The sequence below is a fragment of the Selenomonas sp. AB3002 genome (assembly GCF_000702545.1).
Classification (GTDB): Bacteria; Bacillota; Negativicutes; order Selenomonadales; family Selenomonadaceae; genus Selenomonas_B; species Selenomonas_B ruminantium_A.
The window spans coordinates 141,948-159,267 of sequence record NZ_JNIO01000002.1 but is presented as its reverse complement, the minus strand read 5'-3'; the positions used below and the strand labels follow the sequence as shown (position 1 = coordinate 159,267).

Sequence of the window (17,320 nt, the reverse complement as noted above, 5' to 3'; positions counted from 1 at the left end):
CTTGCCATGGGCTGAAGTTACAGTTATCTTTTTGTTGCAAAAACTGGTCTAAAGTATTATAATATCTGAGGTTGATGCTGAAATGATGAAAATGAGTATTGCTGAGGCGGCAGGGAGCCTGGGACAGGAGATTCCCTTCGCCTATCAGACGACCGCAGAAGATCTGGGGGCAACGGGGGAGGATTTTTCCTTTGTGGGAGAAATCAGTGTCCGGGGCAGCCTGGTCTATACGGGCGTCTGTTATCGTGTTTTTGGGGAAATCAAGGCGGTCAAGGCTTTTGCCTGTGACCGCTGCCTGAAGGACTGTGAGGAAGAGCAGGTTCTCAGCTTTGAGGAGGAATTCCAGAAAGCTGGGGAAGAGAACCCTGAAGGCCTGATGGTGGATGGGGACTATGTTGATATCACGGATATGATTCGGGATACCGTCCTGGCAGCCCAGTCCCTCAGCAATCTTTGCCGGCCCGACTGCAAGGGCCTTTGCCCGGTGTGCGGGGCTGACCTCAATGAAGGCGACTGCGGCTGCGACCGCTTCGTCCCGGATCCCCGCCTGGCAGCATTACAGCAACTGATAAATAAGGAAGACTGATAGAAGTACCTTGAAGGAGGTGTATCCGACATGGCAGTTCCAAAGCGTAAAATGTCCAAGGCTCGTCGTGACAGCCGCCGTGCCAACTGGAAGCTGGAGGCCCCTGGTTTCGTTTCCTGCCCCCAGTGCCACGAGCCCAAGATGCCGCATCATGTGTGCACTGAGTGTGGCTACTATGATGGCAAAGAGGTCATCGCAGCCGCTGAGTAAGGCTATATAGAGCAGAACCGCGAGGTTCTGCTCTTTTTTCATGTGCGCGAGAATAGCTGATTTTAGAATTGTTTCGTAAATCGTAGGTCTTACCTGCCCCGTGAAACGGGGAAGGGGGACCGCCGTTAGGCGGTGGAAGGGGTGTGAGGGTAACGTTACGACTTCGATTCCCCCTTCCACCGGCTTCGCCGGTCCCCCTCCCCCGCAAGCGGTGGAGGTAAGATCTGCTAGAAACGCAATTCTCCTATATGAAAAAACTGATCGTAAGTATAACAATATTAAGTCTGTCCACCAAGAATGTACAGTCGAACAACTTTATTTTCATGACACATGACCCTTGCATTTTTAAGACATACCCTTTATAATAGTCCATTATATGAGATAGTAGCAGCAGGTACTAAAAGGAGGTGAGAACATGGCACGGGTGAAGAAGAAGGAGAGGCAGCAGCTTTTGCTGGCTCAGGTGAAGGACAAGCCTTTCCTCACTGATGAGGAGCTGGCCAAGAATCTGGACGTCAGTGTCCAGACCATCAGGCTGGACAGGCTGGAGCTGGGCATCCCGGAACTCAGGGGGCGTATCCGCAAGATGGCGGAAACGGCTCAGAACAAGGTGAAGGCGCTCAGAAGCGGTGAAGTGGTAGGCGAGCTTATCGACCTGGAACTGGGTCATTCGGGGATTTCTCTCCTGCGCATCACTGAGGATATGGTTTTCGCCAAGACGCAGATTGCCAAGGGGCAATACATGTTCTCACAGGCCAATTCCCTGGCCATAGCGGTGATTGATGCGCCTATGGCAGTGACGGGAGTGGCCAACGTCAAGTACAAGGTGCCTGTGCATGTGGGCGAAAAACTTATTGCCAAGGCAGAGATCGTAAGGGTGCGGGGCAATAAGTATTTTGTCTGGGTGAAGACCCGCAATGAGACGCAAGAGGTTTTTCGAGCCAAGTTTATTATGGTATCTTGGGGAGAATAAGATTGCCCTCTTTGTTTTGTTTCGGTTGTTCATTTTCTTTGACGCAAAGAAAACGAACCAAAAGAAACAGCGGCCGCGATTTCGTCCGTAAAATCGGACGGCCGCAGAACGCCCATCCATGGGCTGAAGATTGAATAGTCTTGGGTTGGATTTATTAATTTACTAGGAGGCGGCAGCGTGAAGATTGCAGTCGATGCCATGGGCGGAGACTATGCGCCGGAACAGATTGTATTTGGTGCAGTCAGGGCAGCAAAAAAATATGGCTGTGAGATCGTACTGGTGGGAGATGAGCCTCAGATTCGTGAGGTATTGAAAAGAGAAGATGGCTGGGAGAAACTGGGCATCACTATTCATCACACCACACAGGTCATCGGGATGGATGAACATCCTGCTGACGCTGTGCGCACAAAGAAAGATTCCTCAGTAGTGGTGGCTACCAGGTTGGTGAAGGACGGCGTCTGTGATGCGGTACTTTCCGCAGGCAGCACCGGGGCAGCTGTGACGGCAGCCCAGCTGATCCTTCGCCGCATCAAGGGCATAGGCCGTCCTACCATTGCCACTCCCATGCCAACCCCCAAGGGGGTGACTCTCCTGCTGGACTCCGGCGCTAATGTTGATTCCAAGCCGGAGCATCTGGTGCAGAGCGGCATCATGGGTTCCATCTATGCCGAATATGTTTTCGGCAGGAAGAGCCCCCGGGTGGGCCTCCTGAATATCGGCGAGGAGGAAACCAAGGGCAACGAGCAGGCCAAGGCTACTTACCAGATACTGAAGACCATGCACACCATCAACTTCCAGGGCAACGCAGAAGGCAGGGATATTCCCAAGGGGAATTTCGACGTCGTAATTTGTGATGGATTTGTTGGCAATGTTGTGCTAAAATTTGGTGAGGGTCTGGCAAAGACCATTATGAAGCTGATTAAGGATGCCGTGAAAGAAGGAGGCATACTGCCGAAGCTGGGAGCACTCCTGCTGATGCCCACTCTGAAGAAGCTGGGCAAGAAACTGGATGCCAGCGAGTACGGCGGCGCGCCCCTCCTTGGCGTTAACGGCTGCTGCCTTATCAGCCACGGCTCATCCAATGCGAAGGCCATCTGCAGCGCCATCGGCGTGGCGAAAGACTATGTGGAAGGGAGCGTCCTCACCCATATCCAGGAGGCACTCCAGGAAGAGGAGCAGCTGGTCACTGACGGCTCTAAGGAGGATAATGATTGATGTTTGAAAACAATGCGATTTGTAAGCTACTCAACATAAAGTACCCGATTTTCCAGGGTGGTATGGCCTGGATCGGCACGGCTGAGCTGGCTTCGGCAGTATCCAATGCCGGCGGCCTGGGCATTATTGGTGCAGGCCATATGCCGCCTGACATCCTCCGGGCTGAGATCCAGAAGTGCAAGGGTTGGACGGACAAGCCCTTCGGCGTGAACATCATGCTCATGAGCCCCTTTGTCAAGGAGGTCATGCAGGTGGTCATCGACGAGCGCGTGGCCGTGGTCACCACTGGCGCTGGCAATCCCGGCGAGTATCTGCCCGCCCTGAAGGAAATCGGCACCAAGGTCATCCCCGTGGTGGCTTCTGTGGCTCTGGCCAAGCGCCTGACCCGCATCGGTGCTGATGCTGTCATCGCTGAGGGCACTGAGTCCGGCGGCCATATCGGTGAAATCACCACCATGGCGCTCCTGCCCCAGGTGGTGGATGCCGTGGACGTGCCTGTCATCGGTGCAGGCGGCATCGGCGACTCCCGCGGCATGGCAGCAGCCTTTGCCCTGGGGGCACAGGCTGTGCAGATGGGCTCCCGCTTTGTCCTCTCTGAGGAGTGCATTGCCCATGAGAATTACAAGAAGATGGTGCTGAAGGCCAAGGACCGCTCCACTGTGGTCACCGGCCGCTCTTTGGGCCATCCTGCCCGGGTGCTGGCCAACAAGCTTTCCCGCAAGTACGAGGAGATGGAGGCCGCCCAGGCACCTGCTGAAGAACTTGAGAAGCTGGGTGCAGGCAGCCTGCGCCGCGCTACCCATGAAGGTGACGTGGAGAACGGTTCTGTCATGATTGGCGAGATTTCCGGCATGCTGAATGACATCAAGCCTGTCAAGACCATCATTGAAGATATCGTGAACGGCCTGCCCAAGGTCATCACTGGCATTGAGGAAACCTGCAAGTAATAGGTTATTGCAATAAGAAGTTTCCTGCTTATCTTTCTAGGAGGCATTGCTTTGAATAAACTGGCATTTGTATTCCCCGGTCAGGGTGCCCAGGCTGTCGGCATGGGCAAGGATTTCTATGATAATTATGATGTAGCCAAGAAGATTTTTAAGGAAGCAGACGAAGCTCTTGGTTATTCCATTATGAATATGTGCTTTGAGGGTCCTGCAGAGGACCTGAAGCTCACGGCCAATACCCAGCCTGCTATCCTCACCATGAGCGTCATTGCCAATGAAGTATTGAAGGAAAATGGCATTCAGCCCGAGGTGGCTGGCGGCCACAGCCTGGGCGAGTATTCCGCCCTGGTGGCAGCAGGCGTGCTGTCCTTCCAGGATGCAGTGGTACTGGTGCACAAGCGCGGCCAGTTCATGCAGGAGGCTGTACCTGTAGGCGAGGGCGGCATGGCTGCCATCATCGGCCTTTCTGATGAGGTCATCGTGGACGCCTGCGAGAAGGCAACGGCAGCCAAGGGTGCAGTGCAGGCCGTGAATTTCAACTGCCCGGGCCAGACGGTCATTGCCGGCACCACTGCAGGTGTTGAGGCAGCCGTGGAGGCCCTGAAGGAAGCTGGTGCCAAGAAGGCCGTAATCCTGCCTGTCTCTGCACCTTTCCACAGCACGCTCATGAAGCCTGCTGCTGAGAAGCTCTCCGCAGAGCTTGACAAGGTAGCTCTCCATGATGCGGCTTTCCCGGTAGTGGCAAACTATACGGGCAAGCTCCAGACCAAGGCTGAGGAGATCAAGGAGAACCTGGTGAAGCAGGCAGATAATCCTGTGAAGTGGATTGACTGCGTCAAGACCATGCAGGAATTCGGCGCCGACACCTTTGTGGAGGCAGGCCCCGGCAAGACTCTCTGCGGCTTCAACCGCCGTATTGACAAGGCTATCCAGAGCCTCAACGTAGAAAATATGGAGTCCCTGCAAAAAACGCTTGACTATTTCAAGGAGGTCCGCTAATATGCTTTTAGACGGAAAGGTTGCGCTTGTTACAGGTGCTTCCCGGGGCATCGGCAGGGCTGTGGCCCTGAAGCTGGCCGCCGAGGGCGCCAAGGTTGCTGTGAATTACTCCGGCAGCCAGGCCAAGGCCGAAGAAGTCAAGGCTGAGATTGAGAAGATGGGTGGCGAGGCCATCCTGGTGCAGGCTAACGTGGCTGACAAGGACGCTGTGGAAGCCATGGTCGGGAAGGTCGTTGAGGCTTTCGGCACCATCGATATCCTGGTGAACAACGCCGGCATTACCCGTGACGGCCTGCTGGCCCGTATGAAGGACGAGGACTTCGAGGCTGTGGTGGACATCAATCTGAAGGGTGTTTTCTACTGCACCAAGGCTGTGGCCAAGCTCATGATGAAGAAGCGCAGCGGACGCATCGTGAATATGGCTTCCGTGGTAGGCCTTACCGGCAACGCCGGTCAGACCAACTATGCAGCTTCCAAGGCTGGCGTTATCGGCTTCTCCAAGTCTGCCGCCAAGGAGCTTGCTTCCCGCGGCATCACCGTGAACATGGTGGCTCCGGGCTTCATAGCCACGGACATGACTGACGCTATGAATGAGAAGGCCAAGGAAGCTGTCCTGGGCACTATCCCCATGAAGAAGGAAGGCCAGCCTGAGGATGTGGCAAATGCTGTCCTCTTCCTGGTGAGCGAAAATGCAGCTTATATCACAGGCCAGATCGTCAATGTAGACGGTGGCATGGTAATGTGATATTATCTATATTAGGTACTTTTGCAAGTACACCAATTTAAGGAGGTGAAACTTCATGTCTACTTTCGATAAAGTAAGAGATATCGTGGTTGAGCAGCTGGGTGTTGAGGCTGATGAGGTAGCAATCGAGTCTACGTTCATCGATGATCTTGGTGCTGATTCCCTGGATATCGTGGAGCTGATCATGGCTTTCGAGGAGGAATTCAACATCGAGATTCCTGACGAGGCTGCTGAGAAGATCAAGACTGTTCAGGATGTAGTTACCTACATCGACCAGAACAAAGACTGACAATAGTTTTGGGCGTCTTACCTTTTGAAAAATCCCGTGAACTTCAGTTTCGCGGGATTTTGTCAAGAGGGGAGATTGATTGGAGGAGTAACATTGAAGCTTCCAGAGCTGAAAATTGGCACGAAAATCGCAAAAATGCCTATTATCCAAGGAGGAATGGCGATTCGTCTGTCAACGGCTCGTCTGGCTGCTGCGGTAGCTAACGAGGGTGGCATTGGGCTCATTGCTGCATCCGGAATGTCCCATGACGAACTGCGCTACGAGATAAGACTGGCTCGTTCCCTTACCAAAGGCATTATCGGCATCAATATCATGGTGGCTGCCCGCGACTTTGCAGAGGTAGTGAAGACTGCCATCGATGAGGGCATTGACCTTGTGGTAGCTGGTGCGGGGTTCTCCCGTGATATGTTCGGCCTGGGCAAGGAATCCGGCACGCCTATCGTACCGATTGTATCGTCAGTTAAATTGGCAAAGATTTCCGAGCGTCTTGGCGCTACTGCTATTGTGGTAGAGGGCAAGGAGGCTGGCGGCCACCTGGGAACGGACACCTCTGTGAGGGACCTTATCCCGGATATACGTGCAGCTGTGAAGCTGCCGGTGATTGCAGCCGGCGGTGTCCTTTCCGGTCAGGATGTCGTTGATTTGATAAACATGGGTGCCAATGGCGTCCAGATGGGGTCCCGCTTTGCGGCTTCTGAGGAGGCCAATGGCGCACCGGCCCTGAAGGAATATTATCTGAAATCCAAGCCCGAGGACGTAGTGGTCATCCACAGTCCTGTGGGACTTCCTGGGCGCGCCGTGCGCACTCCCTTCACCGCCAAGGTGCTGGAAGGGCCCGTGCCGCCGACGGTTTGTGATGCCTGCCTGAAGGCCTGCAAGCACAATTTCTGCATCATCCGCTCCCTGATCAGGGCTCAGCAGGGCGATGTGGAGACGGGGCTGGTCTTTACGGGAGAGCGTCTGCCCACTATCAAGAGCATCATGAGCGTGCATGATATCTTTGAGCAGCTCAAGGCTGAGGTAGCGGCAATCTAAGAGGAAATGGGGGGCGTGCTCTGCGCGCCCTATTCTGTTGATTAGGAACCTTGTTTGAAGTTTTTTGAGAACGGTTTCAATTGCGAGAGGAGATTTGTTGTGAAGAATCGCGTAGTTATCACCGGCCTTGGTGCCGTCACCCCTATCGGCATCGGCAAGGACGAATTCTGGAAGGGACTCCTGGAGGGCAAGAACGGCATTGAGAAGATCACCCGTTTCGATGCTTCCGAGTACGGCGCCCAGATCGCCGGCGAGGTGAAGGATTTCGATCCCGCTGATTACATCGACAAGAAGGAGTCCAAGCGCATGGACCGCTATGCCCAGTTCGCTGTGGCTGCAGCCAAGCTGGCCATTGAGGATTCCGGGATTGATCTTGAGAAAGCAGATCGTGACCGCATCGGCACTTACATCGGCGCTGGCATCGGCGGCATCGAGACCATGCACAGCCAGTACGAGAAGCTCTTTGCCAAGGGTCCTTCCCGCATCAGCCCCTTCTTCATCCCCATGATGATTGCCAACCTGGCCACCGGCCATGTGGCTATCCAGTTCGGCCTCCACGGCCCCTCTGAGTGCGTGGTGACGGCTTGCGCTACGGGCACCAACTGCATCGGTGATGCCTTCCGCGTGATTCAGCGCGGCGATGCTGATGCCATGCTGGCTGGCGGCACCGAGGCCTGCATTTCTCCCGCTGCTGTGGCAGGTTTCGCTGCCATGAAGGCCCTCTGCATGAATCACAACGATGATCCTGCTCATGCTTCCCGTCCCTTCGACAAGAACCGCAGCGGTTTCGTCATGGGCGAGGGCGCAGGCATTGTGATGCTGGAGAGCCTGGAGCACGCCAAGGCCCGCGGCGCTCATATCTACGCCGAGGTGATTGGCTATGGCGCCAACTCCGACGCTTATCACATGACCAGCCCTGCTCCCCATGGCACCTATCAGGCCAAGTGCATGCAGCTGGCTCTGGATGATGCAGGCATGAAGGCCAGCGAGGTTGACTATGTGAACGCCCATGGCACCTCCACCCACCTGAATGACGAGGGTGAGAGCGAGGCTATCAAGGCTGTTTGGGGCGAGGCTGCCAAGGAGGTTTCCGTGTCCTCCATCAAGTCCATGACCGGCCATCTGCTGGGTGCTGCCGGCGGCGTGGAGGCTATTGCCACTGCCCTGACTGTGGAAAATGATATGATGCCTCCCACCATGAACTATGAGACTCAGGACGAGGGACTGGATCTTGACTATGTGCCGAACAAGGCCAGGGCCAAGACCGTGCGCGCAGCTATGTCCAACTCCTTCGGCTTCGGCGGCCACAATGCCTGCCTGCTGCTGAAGAAGTACGCTGAGTAAGCAAGAGGAACAGATATGTCTGAATTCCTTTCTGAGGAAAGGCGTGAGGAACTGGAAAAGCTGGCGGGGAGCCTGGGCGTGAAGTTCAGGAACCTTGCCCTGCTGGACCGGGCACTCACCCATACCTCCTACGCCAATGAGGCGAAAAGGAAGACTGACCATAATGAACGTCTCGAATTCTTAGGGGACGCAGTGCTGGAGCTTGCCTCCAGCACTTATCTGTATGGTCATTTCAAAAACCTTCCCGAGGGCGAGCTTACCAAGATCCGGGCCAGCATTGTGCGCTCGGAGACTCTGGCCCGCCTGGCCAAAGACCTGAAGCTGGGTGAGCATCTGCTCTTGGGCCGGGGGGAGGAAATGGGCGGCGGCCGCAACCGCCAGACCAATCTGGAGGATGCCTTCGAGGCCGTTATCGGCGCCATCTATGAGGACCAGGGCTGGGAGACTGCCCAAGACTACGTGGTGAGGCAGCTTTCCCATGAATTCCAGCAGGCCAGCCGGGTAGGGGAGATCCTGACGGACTACAAGACCACTTTCCAGGAACTGGTACACAAGGACCCGGAAAAGGTCATAACCTACGAAGAAGCAGGCGAGTCCGGCCCCCCTCACGAAAGGATCTTCACCAGCCGGGTGCTGGTGGACGGCGTGCCCTACGGCGAAGGCTCCGGCCGCAGCAAGAAAGCGGCAGAGCAGCAGGCCGCCAGGGCAGCCTTGGCTAAATGGAAGGGCTGAAATTGCATATTTAGAGGTGGAAGATAATCACAGCTTCCACCTCTTTTTGTTGTCTGTAATTTGTGCTAAAATGTGACTAGATTATGAAGGGGAGGAAGATATATGCTTTATCCTGTTAAGCTGCAGGCACCGCTTAAAGACTATCTTTGGGGGGGCAACCGCCTGCGGGAGGAGTACGGCAAGGCCTCGGAGATGGAGAAGGTGGCGGAGAGCTGGGAGCTTTCCTGCCACAAGGACGGAGAGAGCATCATTGCCGAGGGGGAGGACAAGGGCCTGACTCTGAGGGAATACATTGAGCGACAGGGGCAGCAGATCCTGGGGCCGAAATGTCAGGGGCTGGCGGAATTCCCCCTGCTGATCAAGTTCATCGATGCCAGGGACAGCCTTTCTGTGCAGGTGCATCCGGACAATGAATACGCCCAGCGGGTGGAAGGTGAGCAGGGCAAGACGGAGATGTGGTATGTGCTGGATGCCGAGCCTGGAGCGAAGCTCATCTACGGCTTTGAGAAGGAGATTTCCAAGGAGGAGTTCAGGAACCGCATTGAGGAGGACACCCTGCTGGAGGTCTGCCGCCAGGTGCCGGTGCACAAGGGGGATGTGTTCTTCATCGAGGCGGGGACACTGCATGCTATCGGGGCAGGCATTCTCATCTGCGAGGTGCAGCAGAGCTCCAATTCCACTTATCGCGTCTACGATTACGGCAGAGTGGGGGCAGACGGCAAGTCTAGGCCCCTGCATATCGGCAAGGCCTTGGCAGTGACCAGGAGGAAACCGCTGCCGCTAAATACGAGGCCCTTGGCAGAAATTGACCTGCTGAAAGGGTGCAGGGTGTCGCTGCTGGCTAAGTGCGATTATTTCACGACTTATCATCTGGAGGTTGATGGTGAGGCGGATTTCAAGGCTCCCGGGGAGTCTTTCCAGTCTTTGACGGTGCTGTCCGGCAGTTTGAAGCTGGTCTGCGGCGGCAAGGATACTGAGCTTGCCAAGGGGGAGACGGTTTTCCTGCCGGTGGGCATGGAGGATTACAGACTCTCTGGTGAGGGTGAGTGCCTTTTAGTTGAGAAGTAAGGGGGCGGCTTGTACTTTTCTTTGATGCAAAGAAAAGTACCAAAAGAAAACCTTTGGGCCTGAATTCATCCTGAATTCAAAGGCCCTTTGGCCCCCATCCTTGGGGGCCGGTTGCATGAGTCTTTGGTGCGATTAGAGGGGGCGTTTTTGTGCGGAAGATGTATGTTTTGGGGACTGGCTTTGCCATGGCTACCAAGTGCTTCAATACCTGCTTTTATCTGGAGACGGAGCAGGGGCTGTTCCTGACTGATGCGGGGGGCGGCAATGGCATCCTGCGCCAGCTGGAGGAGACTCCCTTCAAATTCGGTGACTGCCACCACATGTTTGTGACCCACGGCCATACTGATCATGTGCTGGGGGTCATCTGGGTCATGCGCAAGGTGGCTGACCTGATGAACAAGGGCAAGTACGAGGGGCAGTTTCACATTTATTGCCATGATGTGGTGAAGGACATGCTCATCACCATGACGAAGATGACCTTGAAGAAGAAGGATTTTGCCAGGGTGGGGACGGATATCCTGGTGCATGAGGTGCAGGACGGGGAAAGCGTGGAGCTGCCCTTTGCCAATCTCACCGCCTTTGATATCTGCTCTACCAAGGCCAAGCAGTTTGGCTACCGGCTGGTTTTCCCCGATGGCATGAAGTTCGTCTGCCTGGGGGATGAGCCTTACAATGAGCATGACAGGGAGTATGCGGCAGGGGCTGATTGGCTGCTGGCGGAGGCTTTCTGCCGCTATGAGGATAGGGAAGTCTTCAAGCCCTATGAAAAGAACCACAGCACCGTGAAGGAGGCCAGCGAACTGGCTGAAGAATTAAAAGTCAGGAATCTGGTGCTCTATCATACGGAAGATAAACATATAGCCACACGCAAGCAGGATTACAGCACAGAGGCGGCGAAGTACTACGGCGGTAAGATTTTCGTGCCGGATGACCTTGAGGTGATTGACCTTTGAGCCTGCTTGGAGGATGAAAAAAGAACCGGAGTACCAGGTTTCCCAGGTAGTCCGGTTCTTTTTTTAGGAAAACATGCGGTCGATGGAGTTTTTCAGGCAGTTGATAGCTTCTGAGAGCTGCTGCTGTTCTTCTCCGGAGAGCTTTTGCAGTCTGTCTTCAAATTTTTTCCGCACGTATTCGTTCTGCTGCCTGATGATCTCCCTGCCCTTTTCCGTCAGCTCCAGCAGGCAGCGCCTGCGGTCGCGGCAGTCGGTGTTCTTGCTGATATAGCCTTGCTCAAGGAGCCGCTCGGCCACGGTGCTCATCTGCTGCTTGGAAATCTTCAGCATCTCGCTGGCGCTGCTGTTGGTGATGGCTCCTTCTGTATTTATGAACATGAGCAGCACATATTGATTGAGGGGCAGGGGCAGCTGTTTGTTGCGGAATACATTCACATGGATGAGCATGAGGGTTTCCAAAAAGTCTTTGGAAAGGGCATGCCCGGGATTTTTTAAGGTCATTTCCGTCCCTCCTTGTCAAGAAGGTGATTTTTGTCATGTGCTTCTTGACTTTTCCTTAGCAGTATAATACTATATAATCCATTGATAGTAAACACTTATTTACTAATCTCCAGAAACGTTGTAGTTGTTGAGTTATAGTATGAAGGAGGTTTTTTGCTTTGTTTTTGACGAAAAACAAGAAGGCTTTGGCCCTGGTGATGGCCCTTTGCCTCTCCGTGGTGCTCTCTGGCTGCGGCAAGGAGCAGCAGCAGGCCCAGAAGGGCGGTGCCCAGGTGAAGGCCATGAACGTCATCCAGCAGGATACGCCCCTCACCAGTGAGTATGCAGGCTCCCTGGTAGGCAAGGATGAGGTGAAGGTCCAGGCCAAGGTCTCTGGCAAGATTATCGAAAAATATGTCCAGGGCGGCCAGTATGTGGTGGAGGGACAGCCCCTGTACCGCATTGACTCCCGCCAGTATGAGTCGGCGGTGCTGAACGCCCATGCCAATCTGGCTCAGGCCGAGGCCAATCTGAGTAATGCCCAGACAGACCTCTACCGCTATGAGGAACTCCTGAAGTCTGATGCCATAGCGGAGCAGACTGTGGCCAACCAGCAGTCTCAGGTGAATGCCTATGAAGCTGCTGCTGCTGCCAATGCGGCCCTGCTGAAGAAGGCTCAGGAAGATCTTGACGATACGGTGGTTTATGCTCCCATGACGGGCCAGCTCTCCGTGGATGACGTGGCAGTAGGCACTTATGCCACTGCCGGCAACACCACTCTGGTGACCATCGGTTCCTCTGACCCCATCTATGCCCAGTTCTCCATTTCCGAGACTGAGTTCCTGAAATTCATGAACATCAAGGCCATGCAGCAGGGTGATCCCAACAGCAATGTGAATGTGAGCCTTACCCTGTCTGATGGTACGGAATATCCACTCACTGGCGTCATTTCTGAGTCTGACCGCGCTTTATCCGATAATACGGGTACCTTGACCCTGAAGGCTCTCTTTGACAACCCCAACGGCATCCTGCTCCCCGGCATGTACGCACGGGTGAAGCTCACGGGTGAGGTTGTGCCGGGAGCCATCCTGGTGCCCCAGCGTGCCGTGCAGCAGCTCTTGGGCAAGTCCTTTGTCATGGTAGTGAACGGGGATGCCAAGTCCGAGGCCCGCACCGTGAAACTTGGGGAAAAGGTGGGCAGCTACTACATCATCAAGGAAGGCATCGATGCCAGCGATATTGTGGTGGTGGAAGGCCTTACCAACCTGCAGGAGGGCAGGGACCTTACGGTGACTATGGTGACGCCTGAGGAAATGGGCTTCTCCCTGAATACCGATACTTCCCTTTTCGATCCCGACGCTTCTACTGTCAAGAAATAAGGGGGCGGCGTTTTGTCAAAGTTTTTTATCCACCGCCCAATCTTTGCGATAGTCATTTCCATCATTATCGTAATCGTGGGCCTTATATCGGCTGTGCAGCTGCCTATAGCGCAGTACCCGCAGATTGCCCCGCCGACTATTTCTGTCGGTACGTCCTATACTGGCGCTAACGCCAGCGTAGTAAATGACACGGTGGCCCAGATCATTGAGCAGCAGGTCAACGGCACCCAGGGCATGGACTACATGAGCTCCACCTCCAACGATACTGGCCGGTACAGCCTCAGCGTGGTGTTTGATACGGGCTCTGACGGCGATATGGATTCCGTCAAGGTGCAAAACAACGTGGCCATCGCCAATGCCAGCCTGCCCTCGTCGGTGCAGTCCGTGGGCGTAACCACCCGCAAGTCTTCTAACGATATGGCTTACATGGTGTCCCTGACTTCTCCTGATGGTACGTATGACCGTGCTTTCATGAAGAATTATGCGGATATCTATCTTTTGGATCAGATCAAGCGTGTAGCCGGCGTAGGTGATGTGCAGGTCTTCGGCGCCGACTATGCCATGCGTGTCTGGCTGAATCCTGACCGCCTGGCAGAGTACAATCTGACGGTGAAGGACGTAACCGATGCCATCAATGAGCAGAATGTGCAGGCTCCGGCAGGTACCGTAGGCGGCATGCCTGTGGACAATGGCCAGGAAAAGCAGTACACGGGCAAAATTCAGGGCCGTCTCTCCACCCCTGAGGAATTCGGTAACATCGTGCTGAAGACCCATGGCACAGATGGCTCCTTCGTGCGCCTGAAGGACGTGGCCCGGGTGGAGGAAGGACAGAAGGACAATGGCTTTGTGACCAAGAGCAACGGCGCTCCCGCCGTGGGCTTCGGCATCCAGCTTACCAATGACGCCAATGCCATGCAGACGGTGGCAGGGGTCAAGGAAATCATTGAAAAAGCAAAGTCTGATCTGCCTCCCAACTTGGAAGTCAGCGAGATCATGGACAGCACCAACTATATCAACGCTTCTATCAAAGAGGTGCTGGAGACCTTCTTCGAGGCTCTGCTCCTGGTGGTGTTCGTTATCTTCCTCTTCCTGCAGAGTTGGCGGGCTACCATCATTCCTTTGCTGGCAGTGCCGGTATCTCTGATTGGTACCCTGGCAGCCTTCATTCTCCTGGATTTCTCCATCAATACCCTGACCCTCTTTGCCCTGGTGCTGGCCATCGGCCTGGTGGTGGATGACGCCATCGTGGTCATCGAGAACGTGGAGAAGCACATGGAAGAGGGACTTGAGCCTGTGGACGCCACCGAGCGCGCCATGGATGAAGTGCAGGGCCCGGTAGTGGCCATTGCCTTCGTGCTGGCGGCGGTGTTCGTGCCCGTGGCTTTCCTGGGGGGCATGACCGGCGTGCTCTATCGCCAGTTTGCTCTCACCATCGCGGTTTCCATGGCCCTGTCTGCCTTCGTGGCACTGACCCTGACTCCGGCTCTTTGTGCCATGATTCTCAAGCGCCATGAGGAGAGCGAAGGGCAGGACGGCGCTTTGGACCGTTTCTTCACCGCTTTCAACAACTGGTTTGAGAGAACCAAGAAAGGCTATGTGGGGATAGTGGCCCGGGGCATTGCCAATGCCAAGCTGGCTGTGATCTTCCTGCTCATCGTGTCGGGCTTGATGGCCCTGCTCTATATGAAGCTGCCCTCTACCTTCGTGCCTTCGGAGGATCAGGGCTACGCTTTCGCCATGGTCAACCTGCCTGAGGGAACTTCCCTGAACCAGACCCAGAAGACCATGGACAAGCTGCAGGCTGCGGCTCTCCAGAGCATCAAGGGCATAGACCAATCCATGGCGGTCACGGGCTTTGATATGCTGGCCTTCACCAGCAAGCCAAGCGCAGGCCTCCTGATCATCGGCATGAAGGACTGGAGCCAGCGCCCCGGCGGGGATCAGTCCGTGGATGCTGCCGTGGGCACTCTCTTCGGCCTGGGAGCGCAGCTGGCTCCCGAGGCTACGGTCATTGCTGCCAATCCTCCTGCCCTGCCCGGTCTGGGCAATGTGGGCGGCTGGAATCTGCAGCTCATGGATATGTCTGGCCATACGGATGAGGAACTCTATGAGATTACGAATCGCATCGTGGCCAAGGCTAATCAGAACCCTGCCCTGCAGGGTGTGCGCACCACCTATTCCATCACTTCTCCTACCATCGAGTATGATGTGGATCGCGAGAAGATCAAGAAGATGGATGTGAAGCTGTCTGATGTGTTCACAGCCATGCAGGTGAACTTCGGCGGCGCTCAGGTGAACGACTTCAACCGTTTTGGCCGCAGCTACAAGGTGGTGCTCCAGTCTGATACCGCCTTCCGCAGCGAGACGGATGCCATGAAATTCATGTTTGTGCGGAGTTCCTCCGGCACCATGATTCCTCTTAGCACCCTGCTGACTCCCAGGAACAGCACGGGCCCCACGGTTATTTCCCGCTTCAACGGCACCAAGGCCGTCAGCATCCAGGGCAATGCCGGCGACGGCTACAGCTCCGGACAGGCCATGGATACCATCGAGCAGATTGTCCGGGAGGAAGCCGGTACTGGCTTTGAGATTGAGTGGTCCGGCCAGAGCCGCGAGGAAAAGAAAGCTGCAAGCTCCACCTTCCAGGTGCTGGCCCTGGCGCTGGTCTTCGTGTTCCTGTGCCTGGCAGCCCTCTATGAGAGCTGGAGCGTGCCCTTTGCCGTGCTCTTTACGGTGCCTACAGGCATCTTCGGTGCTCTGTTCTCCGAGTGGGCTTTGTCCAATCTGGGCATGATGCTCACGGGGCACATGAACTCAGGCTTGCAGAACTCCGTCTACATGCAGATAGGCATCATCATGATCATCGGCCTGGCGGCCAAGAACGCCATCCTGATCGTGGAGTTTGCCAAGGTGCGTGTGGACAGGGGCATGGAGCCTGTGAAGGCTGCCCTTGAGGCAGCAGGCCTGCGTCTCCGTCCTATCCTCATGACCTCCTTTGCCTTCATCATCGGCTGTCTGCCCCTGGCTATGGCCAGCGGCGCCGGCGCAGCCGCCCGCAACGGCATGGGCGTGGCGGTAGTGGGCGGCATGCTCTTTGCCACCTTCATGGGTGTCTTCCTGATTCCTGTTTTCTTCGTCATCACGGAGTGGATAGCCAAGCAGCTTGGCTATATGAAGCAGGAGAAGAAGAAGTCTTCCATCGATTACATGTAAGGATTTTTAGATCCAATCGCTGGCGGTACAGGAAACTGTCCCGCCAGCTTTTATTTTGCGTGGCTTTTATGGTATACTGTTACAGTGTAATTTTGTATGAACAGTTCCTTAAGTCCCGGCAGGGGGGAAATATATGCGCGGCAAGATACTTGACCTATTGCGGCAATCCGGAGACCGTTACGTTTCCGGGGAAGAGATGGCAGAAAAACTGGGGGTCACCAGGACGGCTGTGTGGAAGCACATCCAGGAGCTCCGCAGCTCTGGCTATGAGATTGTCAGCCATTCCCGCAATGGCTATTCTTTGAGGGAAAGTCCGGACAGCCTGCTGGCCAGTGAGATAAGCCATGGTTTGAATACGGAATTGGTGGGCCGCCTGATCAAGAATTTCCAGCAGGTGGATTCTACTAATAATGTGGCCAAGCAGATGATCATAAAGAATGGCCCTGGCGGCTGGAAGAAGCTTGATGGCCTGGTGGTGGTGGCAGAGAGCCAGACCGGAGGGCGGGGCCGCCTGGAGCGGAGCTTCTTTTCCCCGGCGGGGACAGGCATCTGGTTTTCGTTGGTATTGTGCCCGCCCTTCGCTCCCCAGGAGGCGCCCAAATGCACTTTGCTGGCGGCGGTGGCTGTGACGGAGGCCATGCGGGAGTTTGGCCTGACGCCAGGCATCAAATGGCCCAATGATATTGTCTATGAGGGAAAGAAGCTGGTGGGCATCCTCACGGAGGCCAGTTGCGACATAGACCGCATCAAGCACATCGTCCTGGGCATCGGCATCAATGCCAATATCAAGGAGGAGGACTTCCCGGAGGAATTGCGGGGCAAGGCCACTTCCATGGAAATCATGAAAGGCGAGCCGGTGCCCAGAGTGAAGTTCCTGCAGGCGGTGCTGCGTTCTCTTGAGAAGTGGTACAAGACGGCTTTGGAGAAGGGCTTCACCCCCGTTCTTGAGGCCTGGCGAAAGTATTCGGTGACCTTGGGACAGGAAGTCAGGGTCATCGGCATCCACGGCGGTGATGAGTTCACGGGCAGGGCTGTGGATATTGATTCCTACGGCGCCCTGCTGGTGGAAAAAGACGGCGAGATCCGCACGGTGATGGCAGGGGATGTATCCATCAGGCCGAAGAAATGAGTTCTAGTTCCCAATGGGAGGAAAAT

17 protein-coding genes are annotated in these 17,320 nt (G+C 55.3%); 16 read left to right on the top strand and 1 reads right to left on the bottom strand.

The window, feature by feature from the left end:
- Positions 1-82: 82 nt before the first annotated feature.
- The 13 genes from P159_RS0101030 to P159_RS0100970 all read left to right on the top strand — a co-directional run bounded on the left by P159_RS0101030 (position 83) and on the right by P159_RS0100970 (position 11,093).
- The gene (locus P159_RS0101030) at positions 83-586 is read left to right on the top strand and encodes a DUF177 domain-containing protein (protein ID WP_029540607.1); all 504 of its coding nucleotides are present in this window, start codon (positions 83-85) and stop codon (positions 584-586) included.
- Positions 587-616: 30 nt separating this feature from the next.
- The gene (gene rpmF / locus P159_RS0101025; protein WP_029540606.1) at positions 617-796 is read left to right on the top strand and encodes a 50S ribosomal protein L32; all 180 of its coding nucleotides are present in this window, start codon (positions 617-619) and stop codon (positions 794-796) included.
- A gap of 415 nt (positions 797-1,211) precedes the next feature.
- Complete coding sequence (gene fapR, locus P159_RS0101020) at positions 1,212-1,769, top strand: transcription factor FapR (protein WP_029540605.1); 558 nt, start codon at positions 1,212-1,214, stop codon at positions 1,767-1,769.
- Positions 1,770-1,946: 177 nt separating this feature from the next.
- The gene (gene plsX / locus P159_RS0101015) at positions 1,947-2,984 is read left to right on the top strand and encodes a phosphate acyltransferase PlsX (protein WP_029540604.1); all 1,038 of its coding nucleotides are present in this window, start codon (positions 1,947-1,949) and stop codon (positions 2,982-2,984) included.
- On the top strand, positions 2,984-3,931 hold the full coding sequence (gene fabK / locus P159_RS0101010; RefSeq protein WP_029540602.1) for an enoyl-[acyl-carrier-protein] reductase FabK: 948 nt from the start codon (positions 2,984-2,986) through the stop codon (positions 3,929-3,931). The genes plsX and fabK overlap by 1 nt, the downstream gene beginning before the upstream one ends.
- Before the next feature lie 51 nt (positions 3,932-3,982).
- Positions 3,983-4,927 (top strand): ACP S-malonyltransferase, encoded by a 945-nt coding sequence (gene fabD, locus P159_RS0101005; protein ID WP_029540601.1) that lies wholly within the window; start codon positions 3,983-3,985, stop codon positions 4,925-4,927.
- Between the two features lies 1 nt (position 4,928).
- Complete coding sequence (fabG, locus tag P159_RS0101000; RefSeq protein WP_029540600.1) at positions 4,929-5,672, top strand: 3-oxoacyl-[acyl-carrier-protein] reductase; 744 nt, start codon at positions 4,929-4,931, stop codon at positions 5,670-5,672.
- A gap of 55 nt (positions 5,673-5,727) precedes the next feature.
- Positions 5,728-5,961 carry an acyl carrier protein gene (locus P159_RS0100995; protein WP_029540599.1) on the top strand — a complete coding sequence of 78 codons (234 nt, stop codon included), beginning with the start codon at positions 5,728-5,730 and terminating at the stop codon, positions 5,959-5,961.
- 93 nt (positions 5,962-6,054) lie between these two features.
- Entirely contained in the window at positions 6,055-6,996 is a 942-nt protein-coding gene (locus P159_RS0100990; RefSeq protein ID WP_029540598.1) for a nitronate monooxygenase, read from the top strand.
- 99 nt (positions 6,997-7,095) lie between these two features.
- Complete coding sequence (fabF, locus tag P159_RS0100985; RefSeq protein ID WP_029540596.1) at positions 7,096-8,340, top strand: beta-ketoacyl-ACP synthase II; 1,245 nt, start codon at positions 7,096-7,098, stop codon at positions 8,338-8,340.
- A gap of 15 nt (positions 8,341-8,355) precedes the next feature.
- Positions 8,356-9,072 carry a ribonuclease III gene (rnc, locus tag P159_RS0100980; RefSeq protein WP_029540594.1) on the top strand — a complete coding sequence of 239 codons (717 nt, stop codon included), beginning with the start codon at positions 8,356-8,358 and terminating at the stop codon, positions 9,070-9,072.
- Between the two features lie 102 nt (positions 9,073-9,174).
- The gene (locus P159_RS0100975) at positions 9,175-10,140 is read left to right on the top strand and encodes a type I phosphomannose isomerase catalytic subunit (RefSeq protein ID WP_029540593.1); all 966 of its coding nucleotides are present in this window, start codon (positions 9,175-9,177) and stop codon (positions 10,138-10,140) included.
- A 158-nt stretch (positions 10,141-10,298) separates the two neighbouring features.
- Positions 10,299-11,093 carry an MBL fold metallo-hydrolase gene (locus tag P159_RS0100970; protein ID WP_029540591.1) on the top strand — a complete coding sequence of 265 codons (795 nt, stop codon included), beginning with the start codon at positions 10,299-10,301 and terminating at the stop codon, positions 11,091-11,093.
- Positions 11,094-11,156: 63 nt separating this feature from the next.
- On the opposite strand, the gene P159_RS0100965 is transcribed toward P159_RS0100970, so the two are convergent.
- The gene (locus P159_RS0100965; RefSeq protein ID WP_029540590.1) at positions 11,157-11,594 is read right to left on the bottom strand and encodes a MarR family transcriptional regulator; all 438 of its coding nucleotides are present in this window, start codon (positions 11,592-11,594) and stop codon (positions 11,157-11,159) included.
- Positions 11,595-11,791: 197 nt separating this feature from the next.
- Here P159_RS0100965 and P159_RS0100960 point away from each other — a divergent pair, with 197 nt between their 5' ends.
- The 3 genes from P159_RS0100960 (at position 11,792) to P159_RS0100950 (ending at position 17,294) form a co-directional block, all read left to right on the top strand.
- Positions 11,792-12,952 (top strand): efflux RND transporter periplasmic adaptor subunit, encoded by a 1,161-nt coding sequence (locus tag P159_RS0100960; RefSeq protein ID WP_139283580.1) that lies wholly within the window; start codon positions 11,792-11,794, stop codon positions 12,950-12,952.
- A gap of 12 nt (positions 12,953-12,964) precedes the next feature.
- A complete protein-coding gene (locus P159_RS0100955) occupies positions 12,965-16,165 on the top strand; it encodes a multidrug efflux RND transporter permease subunit (protein ID WP_029540587.1) in 3,201 nt (1,066 codons plus the stop codon).
- 133 nt (positions 16,166-16,298) lie between these two features.
- Entirely contained in the window at positions 16,299-17,294 is a 996-nt protein-coding gene (locus P159_RS0100950) for a biotin--[acetyl-CoA-carboxylase] ligase (RefSeq protein WP_029540585.1), read from the top strand.
- The last annotated feature ends 26 nt before the right edge of the window (positions 17,295-17,320 follow it).

What these genes read in the sequence shown, in the direction of transcription:
- fabG (WP_029540600.1), top strand. Translation starts at nt 4,929, where the DNA reads ATGCTTTTAGACGGAAAGGTTGCGCTTGTTACAGGTGCTTCCCGGGGC.
- P159_RS0100975 (WP_029540593.1), top strand. Translation starts at nt 9,175, where the DNA reads ATGCTTTATCCTGTTAAGCTGCAGGCACCGCTTAAAGACTATCTTTGG.
- P159_RS0100995 (WP_029540599.1), top strand. Translation starts at nt 5,728, where the DNA reads ATGTCTACTTTCGATAAAGTAAGAGATATCGTGGTTGAGCAGCTGGGT.
- P159_RS0100960 (WP_139283580.1), top strand. Translation starts at nt 11,792, where the DNA reads ATGGCCCTTTGCCTCTCCGTGGTGCTCTCTGGCTGCGGCAAGGAGCAG.
- rpmF (WP_029540606.1), top strand. Translation starts at nt 617, where the DNA reads ATGGCAGTTCCAAAGCGTAAAATGTCCAAGGCTCGTCGTGACAGCCGC.
- P159_RS0100965 (WP_029540590.1), bottom strand. Translation starts at nt 11,594, where the DNA reads ATGACCTTAAAAAATCCCGGGCATGCCCTTTCCAAAGACTTTTTGGAA.
- P159_RS0100970 (WP_029540591.1), top strand. Translation starts at nt 10,299, where the DNA reads ATGTATGTTTTGGGGACTGGCTTTGCCATGGCTACCAAGTGCTTCAAT.
- P159_RS0101030 (WP_029540607.1), top strand. Translation starts at nt 83, where the DNA reads ATGATGAAAATGAGTATTGCTGAGGCGGCAGGGAGCCTGGGACAGGAG.
- fabK (WP_029540602.1), top strand. Translation starts at nt 2,984, where the DNA reads ATGTTTGAAAACAATGCGATTTGTAAGCTACTCAACATAAAGTACCCG.
- P159_RS0100950 (WP_029540585.1), top strand. Translation starts at nt 16,299, where the DNA reads ATGCGCGGCAAGATACTTGACCTATTGCGGCAATCCGGAGACCGTTAC.
- fapR (WP_029540605.1), top strand. Translation starts at nt 1,212, where the DNA reads ATGGCACGGGTGAAGAAGAAGGAGAGGCAGCAGCTTTTGCTGGCTCAG.
- rnc (WP_029540594.1), top strand. Translation starts at nt 8,356, where the DNA reads ATGTCTGAATTCCTTTCTGAGGAAAGGCGTGAGGAACTGGAAAAGCTG.